Here is a 7929-nt window from a genome sequence, read left to right as displayed (position 1 = left end):
AGTCCGTCGCCGGTTCCTTCTCCAACCCGGCGTACGTGAACGGCGCACTGTTACGGGTCGCGAGCCGGTCCAGACCGTCATAGGTGTAGTTCTGCTTGACCCGAGGGCAACGCCGTGAGCTGGCCATAGAGGCTGGGCTGGTTCGCCTTCCCCCCCGGACGTAGTGCGCCCCACGGCCGAGTAGCCAGCGCGGTCTCGGTCTGGGTATGCAGAGCATCCGCTGTGATGATCAGGACCCAACCAGGGCACCTCGCCGGCGGCCTACCCGACTCGCCAAGCGGCTGGAGAATCGGACCAGTGGCAACACCGGCACCGCGCTCCAGGCCGACTCCACCACGAAGCGAGCGTGCGATAGGCAACGCGGGAGCAACTGAATGCCGTTCGGGATACTGTCATTCGTCCACGTGGCGGACAACATTGCCAGCAAGATCTTCGGGCTCGACAACCGCCATAGCCTCTATGCGGTAACCCTCCAAGTCATCGTAAAATCGCGGGTATTCACCTCTTCGCGTAAAGAATTTTACCGTGGCACCGTGGGTGCGGTAGTCGTCATCGATACCTTGCGAAATAACGGCGACGAGACGATCTCCCGGGTCGAATTTTTGAGCGGATTCCATTGCAAGCAGGGCGAAGCTTCGCGCCCGCGAGACCGCACCCGAGAGGAACAGACTGCGCTCCTGCGGGAGTCCGTCCGGTGGAATCCAGACGTCATTTACCTCGCGTTCATGATGGGCGACTGTCTCTGGCGGCCAGTCAGACCTCCAACCCGGCCCGAACAAGTCTTTCAACAGCAACGACCCTGCTGGTCCGACAAGCCAGCCAGACCGGAGAATATCCTGCAGTTCCATTGGAAGCTCATCCTGCCGCAGAACCCTGGACTCTCGCCAGATCGTCTTCATCAACAAATTTTCCCTCACGGCGCCTCCAATCCCAGGTATTTAAATCCCTTTAGATGACACCACCAGGAACCTGCTTGGCTATTCTCGACGAGAGGACCACCCCTTTATTCGTTATCCAGCTACCATCGGTGGGGTTTTAATAGTACTTAAGCCCATCCGCCTTTCGTCCCATCAATTGAAGATGGATTGCCGCGCCAGGATTTCCTGGGCTCTCATTCTCTAGGTCCACGCGAAACAATCCGTCTTTCTCTTTAAAGAGCGTTTTACTGCTGATCTGTGGCGCGCTGGCAGGACTAGTAAGAGAGCAGGGTCCGGGCGGCGCGTTGTGGACGAGTACCGGTGTGTCTCCAGCCAGCACATAGTACGTGTGGAGGTCGTCGACGGTGAGGTTGTAGACGGTGTGGGTTTCCTGGTAGGTGCGAGTGGTGGTGACGGGGATGGCGCCGGTGGGGGTTTGGAGCCGGTCGGTGGGGTTGAGGTCCTCGGCGTCGGTCCACTCGTGGTCGGTGGTGTCCCAGAAGGGGTGGTGGTCGGTGGTGGTGAGGGTGGCGGGGCCGGTGGGGGTGGCGACGGTGATGTCGACGAGGTGTTTGTCGCCGGTGCCGGTGATGAGGGCGGTGACGGTGCGGGGTCCGGTGTGGGCGGTTTCGGGGCTGGTGGCCCAGACCTTGTCACCGACCTTGATGTCGGAGATTTTTCGGGTCGTCCCGTCAGCCATGAGGACGCGGGTGTCGCCGTCGAAGCTGTGGCAGTTGCGGACGACCTTGCCGACGGACTCGGCGGCGCGGCCGGTGGTGGCGGCGGCACGGCTGGAGGTGGCGACCCGGCCGGCGGCGAGCAGCGGTCGGGCGGCGCGGGTGGCTTTGGCGGCGGTGGTGACGGCGCGGGCGGCGCGGACGCCGACGAGGGCGGCACGGGCACCGACGGCGATGGGTGCGGTGACGGGGATGAACGACGCCGCGGTGAGAACGATGTCGACTTTGTGTTTGTTGACGAAGGAGGCGGTGGCTTTACCGGCGTCTTTGAGCACGCCGCCGATGCATTTACGGCCCAGGAAGCCGCAGTCCTTTTTCCGGGCCGGGGCGAGTTGAGGGGCGGGTTTCGGCTTCGCAACGGGTTTCGGCTTCGCAACGGGTTTCGGGTTGGCAGCGGGTTTCGCCGCGGCCGCCTTGAAGGCGACGGCGGCCCTGACACCCGCCCAGAACTCGGCCTCCCTGAACGCGATGGCAGCCCTGACACCCGCCCAGAACTCGGCGTTCTGCCCCGGGGGCGACGCGGGGGCCGGTTTGATCACGGTCCTCGGGCGGGCGGGGGGAGTGTACGCGGGCCGGTAGGGAGTCGCGCTGCGCTGGATCGGGGCCGCCGTCAACGTCGAGACCTGGGGTGGCGGCGCCAACCACTGGATCACCTTGCGGACGATGGGGACGGTGACGGTGGTGAACACTTTCTTGGCCGCGCTGGTGACGACCGAGGCGGCCTTCTTGAACGCGCCCTTGATGGACCAGTAGCCGGTGGGGTCGTTGTAGGTCAGCGGGTTCGCGGCGGCGTAGGTGTAACGGTTCGCGGCGGCGGTGCCGCTGATGGGCAGGTTCGCCGTGTCACGGCTGGCGAACGTGCCGGTGCCCGGGGTGTACCAGCGGGCCTGGGCGGAGACCCGGTCGGTGTCGGGGTCGGTCCAGCTGCTCTGGAACCCGACATGCACCGCCGGGTTCCCCGCGACGACAGGGTCACCGAACGGGTCGTAGCTACGGCTGTCGGTCAGAGCACCGGCGGTCGTGAACGCCGCGACGAGATCACCATGGGTGTCGGTGAGCGTCGCCCAGTTCCCGGGCGACGCACTTCGGGGCCCCGAGGACCCTGACGACCCGCACCTCGCAGCAGCCGTCCGCTGACCACCAAAGGCGCCGGAGCCCCCACGAGTTCTCGTGGGGGCTCCGGCGTCCAACCGCGGTGCCGTCAGCGTTGCCGTCAAAAACCTCAGAAGCCCGCCAAATGCAATCCAGAGAGACTTCCGGAACGCCTATTTAAAAATGATTTCACCGGGAGCCTATCCAGACCACCCCTGCACGTTCGACATCGATTCGATCGGGAAGTTTCTTCCAACCTCCATCTTTCTTCCAGTCTTCTCCTCATAGAGGTCGGAGGCTAGATAAAGAAGCCCTTCAGCCTCTTGAACAAACGGCTTTACAAACCGCTCAAATTCCGCACCATACTGCAGCGCAGCATTATAGGCGTCCTCGCCGGCCAGGACGCAGGCACAGCGCGCATAGAGGAAGTGGTCACTTGTTTGAGGGAACTTCAGGCCACCGGGTACTCTGACCGGAATCTCTGCAATCTCCCTCCGGTCCAGATAATACAGGGACTCGCGTAGCTGCTCCGCGAAGTGCATCAACTCGGCCGGACTGAGTCCGTTGAGCTGGGCGGACAGCCTATCGAGCGCACTCTCAAGGTCGCTCGCGTCCCGAGCTCGACTTTCCCCAATGATCTGCCAGAAATCCGCCACCTTGCCCCACTCCTCCAAAATGGAAGCTGTTCATACAGCTCCGCATCTTGCCTTCGCTCCAAAATCTTTCTACCAGGAGAGGTGAGCTCGTTCGACAGCCCAACACCTTGGCTTCGCAACCCTTCCATTCGGAGGTGCTCAGCAACGAACAGGTCGTCATTGGTTCCGCCCATGGGTGCAGACAGCGTCCTCGCGACTCCCGAGTCGGCCACTATCGATGTGATCCTGGAGCCGATTAATGAAGTTCTTGGTCTTGCCGACGTACGTCTTCCCAGGGTTTAGCTGGTCAGCGAACTCATAGATTCCCTGATTCTTGCCGCAGTTATGCACCAAGACCAGGGTGGTGCCGGCGAGCACGTAGTACGTGTGGAGGGTGTCGACGGTGAGGTTGTAGACGGTTTGGGTGCGGTGGTAGTCGCGGGTGGCGGCTACGGGGATGAGGGTACCGGTGGGGGTGGTGAGCTGGTCGGTGGGGGTGAGCTGGTCGGCGTCGACCCAGGTGCGGTCGGTTTCGTCCCAGACGGGGTGACCGTCGGTGGCGGTGAGGGTGGCGTCGGGGCCGGGGGTGTCGAGGGTGATGTCGACGAGGTGTTTGTCACCGGTGCCGATGATCAGGTTGGTGACGGTGTGGGGTTCGGTGTGGCCGGTTTCGGGGTCGGTGGCCAGTGAAGTTGACCCGATCCTGTTCACACCTGGGCTCTTTGGGATAATGACCCCAGGGAGGAGTGCAGGTGCCGAGATCAAAACCGCCTTACACGGAGGAGTTCCGCCAGCAGATGGTGGATCTTGTTCGGGTTGGGCGGATGCCCGAGGAACTCGCAAAAGAATATGGCCCGACGGGGCAGTCGATCCGTAACTGGGTCCGGGAGGCATCCCGCGAGGAAACCGCCGGTGCGGATGAGCTGAGTGCGGCGGAACGTGAGGAGCTGAAACGGCTCCGGAAGGAGAACCGGCAGCTCCGCGAGGAACGCGACATCCTCCGCAAGGCCACAATTTTCTTCGCGACGGAGACCGATCAGAAATGAAGTTCGCTCTGATCGACGCGGAGAAAACACACCATTCCGTCTCCGACCTGGCCCGCGTGCTCGGTGTGTCACGCGAGGGCTACTACGCCTGGCGCCGCCGCGGCGGGCGGTCCACCCGGACCGCGGACGACCAGACCCTCACCACGAAGATCACTGCAGTGCATGAGGCGTCGCGGGCCACCTATGGCGCCCCGCGGGTGCGCGCCGACCTGGCCGCCGCCGGAGTGCACGTCAGCCGCAAACGGGTCGCCCGGCTCATGAGACAGGCTGGTCTGCAAGGGGTTCACCGGCGCCGACGCGTAAGCCTGACCCGATCCGACCGGGCCGCGCACCTGCTACCTGACCTGGTCAAACGCGACTTCACCGCCCCGGCCCCGAACAAGATCTGGACTGCGGACGTCACCTACGTCCCGACCGAGCAGGGCTGGCTCTATCTGGCGGTCGTCCTCGACCTGTACTCCCGGCGGATCGTGGGCTGGTCCATGTCTGCCGAGCAGAAGACCCCACTCGTCGCCGACGCACTGACAATGGCCCTGCGTCACCGCCGCCCCGAACCGGGAGTGATCCACCACTCCGACCAGGGAACGCAATATACGTCTCGGGAGTTCGCGAAGATCTGCCGCGGGCAGCAGGTAAAGCGCTCCGTCGGATCCGCCGGCAACTGTTATGACAATGCGGTCACCGAGTCGTTCTTCGCCACGCTCGAATGCGAACTTCTCGACCGCACCACCTTCGTTACCCACGACCAGGCCCGGGCCGCGATCTTCGACTTCATCGAAGGCTTCTACAACCGGCGCCGCCGCCACTCCACCAACGGATACCTCAGCCCCCACGAACACGAAACCTGCTACTACGAGTACGATAACGCCGCATAACCGTTCAAAGCCCTACCTGTGAACGAAACCGGGGCAGCTTCAGACCGTGGCCTCGGCCGAGGCACGTTTCGCTGATTTCACCGAGACCTGGGGCGACCGCTACCCGGCCATCATCCGGCTGTGGCGCAACGCCTGGGAAGAATTCATCCCGTTTCTCGACTACGACGTGGAGATCCGGAAGGTGATCTGCACGACGAACGCGATCGAGTCACTGAACGCCCGCTACCGGCGTGCTGTCCGTGCCCGCGGTCACTTCCCCAGCGAGGAAGCCGCGTTGAAGTGCCTGTACCTGGTCACCCGGGCCCTGGACCCCACCGGCCGTGGCCGGGCCCGCTGGATGATCAGATGGAAGCCCGCGCTGAACGCCCTCGCGATCACCTTCGAGGGCCGCCTCACCCCAACCACCACCAACTAACCCATCACCAACCGCCACGACCCGATCCACCGGTCATCGGACACTCTCGTTCAGGGCGTCTCACCCGAGACTGGCACTGAGGGGGCTACCCGACCGCAACCTGGACTGGACCTGCCGTCTGACGACATCGAGTCAGTCGTCGGACGGCAGGTCCATCCGCCACACCGAGCGCCGTACTAAACTGGGCCAGATCGATCCAAACGACGCTCTTCGAGCAATTTTACCCATTCATTTTGAGAATTCTTCTCATATTTTGCATTTAGAGCATTTGGCGCACTTTCAATTAGATGCAGAACGTACCAGGCAAGCCCAAAGCATCCATCTGGACCGAACATTCCAAGAAGCTCCTGGGCCTCCTCATCGGTCACTGGTTCTGGAATTTTTCTCAGGAGATTCTCGATGACCTCTACTGCCTCTTGAGTGGCATCCGCCTCCGCAGGTAGTGGCCCTCTCCCAACAACTTCCATGACCGATTCACGAAGCATCTAAAATCTCCCCCTAGAGCTGTCCGGAACCCCGATAGAAGGACAGTAGATCTCTAATTCCGGAGTTAAAATAGCTGGGATCACTGTACTGCTGCTGCCCGATCCTTCGAAGATCCCAGATATCCCTGGCGAGAACCTCACGGAACGAAAGTCCAGAATCCGTCGCCAGGCTAGCTACGCCCCTCGAACCCCAAGTTCGAGTCAGCATATGGTCAGCACGATTCATTACAATTGCCCCTCCATCAGCCTTTGGGGCGAAATGAAGTGCATCTTGAGGAATGTGGTGGGCTTCAAGCCCATCACCCACCACCCCCCTCAGATCGGCGTAGCGCCCAGCGTCATTGACTGAGACCGGACAGTTGGCGTTGTGTACAAGTACCGGTGTCTTGCCGGCGAGGACATAGTACGTGTGGAGGTCGTCGACGGTGAGGTTGTAGACGCTGTGGGTTTCCTGGTAGGTGCGGGTGGTGGTGACGGGGATGGCACCGGTGGGGGTTTGGAGCCGGTCGGTGGGGTTGAGGTCCTCGGCCTCGGTCCACTCGTGGTCGGTGGTGTCCCAGAACGGGTGGTGGTCGGTGGCGGTGAGGGTGGCGGGGCCCGTGGGGGTAGCGACGGTGATGGCGACGAGGTGTTTGTCGCCGGTGTCGGTCATGAGGGCGGTGACGGTGCGGGGGCCGGTCTGGGCGGTTTCGGGGCTGGTGGCCCAGACCTTGTCACCGACCTTGATGTCGGAGATTTTCCGGGTAGTGCCGTCCGCCATCAGGACGTGGGTGTTGCCGTCGAAGCTGTGGCAGCTACGGACGACCTTGCCAGCGGCACCGGAGGCTTCGACGGCCCGGTCGGCTCTGACGGCGCCGCCGGCGACTTCGACGGCGCGGGTCGCTTTGGATGCAGTGGAAGCGGCGCGGAAGAGGGCGACGCCGCCACGAACGACGGCGGCCTCGGGTACGAAGATCGTGCCAATGGTGAGGGCGGTCTCGACTGGGTGGGCCTTGGCGTAGGAGATGCCGTCTTTGACGACGCCGACGGCGGCGCTACCGAGTTTTTTGGTGCCGCCCTTGAGGGCGTCGCCGTAGCATTTATGGCCTAGGAAGCCGCAGTCCTTCTTCGCCGGGGCCGGGGCCGGGGCGGGTTTCGCTTTGACTACCGGCTTCGCGGCGGCGGGCGGCCTCACCCCGGCCTGGTAGGCCCTGACACCAGCCCAGAACTTGTCCGCTCCCATCGAGGCGATCTGCCGCTGCGCCTCCGGGCTCAGCGCCGGGGGTCGCGGAGGGGCGGGGGCTGGTGGTTTCACCCCGGCGAGGGAGGCCCTGACACCAGCCCAGAACTTGTCCGCTCCCATCGAGGCGATCTGCCGCTGCGCCTCCGCGCTCAACGGCGCGGGCTGCGCGGGCACTGGTTTGACCCCAGCCCGCCGGAAGGCGAGAGCGGCGTTGACACCGGCCCAGAACTTGTCCTCTGCCTCCCGGACCCACTGACGCTGCGCCGCCGGCTTCAGGACCATGGGTGGCCGGAACACCGGCGGGGCCGGCGCCGCTGCCCTTCTGACGGCGGAGAAAGCCGATCTGAACGCCTTGCCCCAGATGGAGAAGCCGGTGGGGTCGTTGTAGGTCAGCGGGTTCGCCGCGGCGTAGGTGTACCGGTTCGCCGCCGCGGTCCCGCTGATGGGCAGGCTCGCCGTGTCACGGCTCGCGAACGTCCCCGTGCCCGGGGTGTACCAGCGGGCC

7 protein-coding genes and 1 pseudogene are annotated in these 7929 nt (G+C 63.6%); 2 read left to right on the top strand and 6 right to left on the bottom strand.

The annotated features are described in order from the left end of the window. Nucleotides 1-392: 392 nt before the first annotated feature. From AWX74_RS39775 to AWX74_RS38495, 4 genes are all read right to left on the bottom strand, one after another. Nucleotides 393-899 (bottom strand): hypothetical protein, encoded by a 507-nt coding sequence (locus AWX74_RS39775; RefSeq protein WP_131799665.1) that lies wholly within the window; start codon nucleotides 897-899, stop codon nucleotides 393-395. A gap of 136 nt (nucleotides 900-1035) precedes the next feature. After that, entirely contained in the window at nucleotides 1036-2844 is a 1809-nt protein-coding gene (locus tag AWX74_RS42240) for a polymorphic toxin-type HINT domain-containing protein (RefSeq protein ID WP_165615977.1), read from the bottom strand. A gap of 102 nt (nucleotides 2845-2946) precedes the next feature. Continuing rightward, nucleotides 2947-3402 carry a DUF4240 domain-containing protein gene (locus AWX74_RS38500; protein WP_091287390.1) on the bottom strand — a complete coding sequence of 152 codons (456 nt, stop codon included), beginning with the start codon at nucleotides 3400-3402 and terminating at the stop codon, nucleotides 2947-2949. Between the two features lie 156 nt (nucleotides 3403-3558). Beyond that, entirely contained in the window at nucleotides 3559-4092 is a 534-nt protein-coding gene (locus AWX74_RS38495; RefSeq protein WP_193209837.1) for a polymorphic toxin-type HINT domain-containing protein, read from the bottom strand. A gap of 41 nt (nucleotides 4093-4133) precedes the next feature. On the opposite strand from AWX74_RS38495, the gene AWX74_RS38490 reads away from it, so the two are divergent. Beyond that, nucleotides 4134-5302, top strand: a protein-coding gene (locus tag AWX74_RS38490) for an IS3 family transposase (RefSeq protein ID WP_242666614.1) whose coding sequence is annotated in 2 segments (ribosomal slippage) — nucleotides 4134-4392 and nucleotides 4392-5302 — 1170 coding nt in all. Because the reading frame shifts where the segments join, the coding sequence is not laid out codon by codon here. 49 nt (nucleotides 5303-5351) lie between these two features. Then, nucleotides 5352-5717 (top strand): annotated as a pseudogene (locus tag AWX74_RS38485) (transposase); the annotation flags it as partial. 176 nt (nucleotides 5718-5893) lie between these two features. Here the strand turns inward: AWX74_RS38485 and AWX74_RS39770 are convergent. Then, nucleotides 5894-6202: a hypothetical protein gene (locus tag AWX74_RS39770; protein ID WP_131799662.1), complete on the bottom strand. Its 309-nt coding sequence runs from the start codon at nucleotides 6200-6202 to the stop codon at nucleotides 5894-5896. A gap of 13 nt (nucleotides 6203-6215) precedes the next feature. Continuing rightward, nucleotides 6216-7929 (bottom strand): polymorphic toxin-type HINT domain-containing protein (locus tag AWX74_RS38480; protein ID WP_278184691.1); only part of this gene is annotated, 1714 nt, incomplete at its 5' end.

This window comes from Parafrankia irregularis, assembly GCF_001536285.1.
In the GTDB taxonomy this organism is placed as follows: Bacteria; Actinomycetota; Actinomycetes; order Frankiales; family Frankiaceae; genus Parafrankia; species Parafrankia irregularis.
This window is presented reverse-complemented; position numbering and strand designations above follow the sequence as displayed.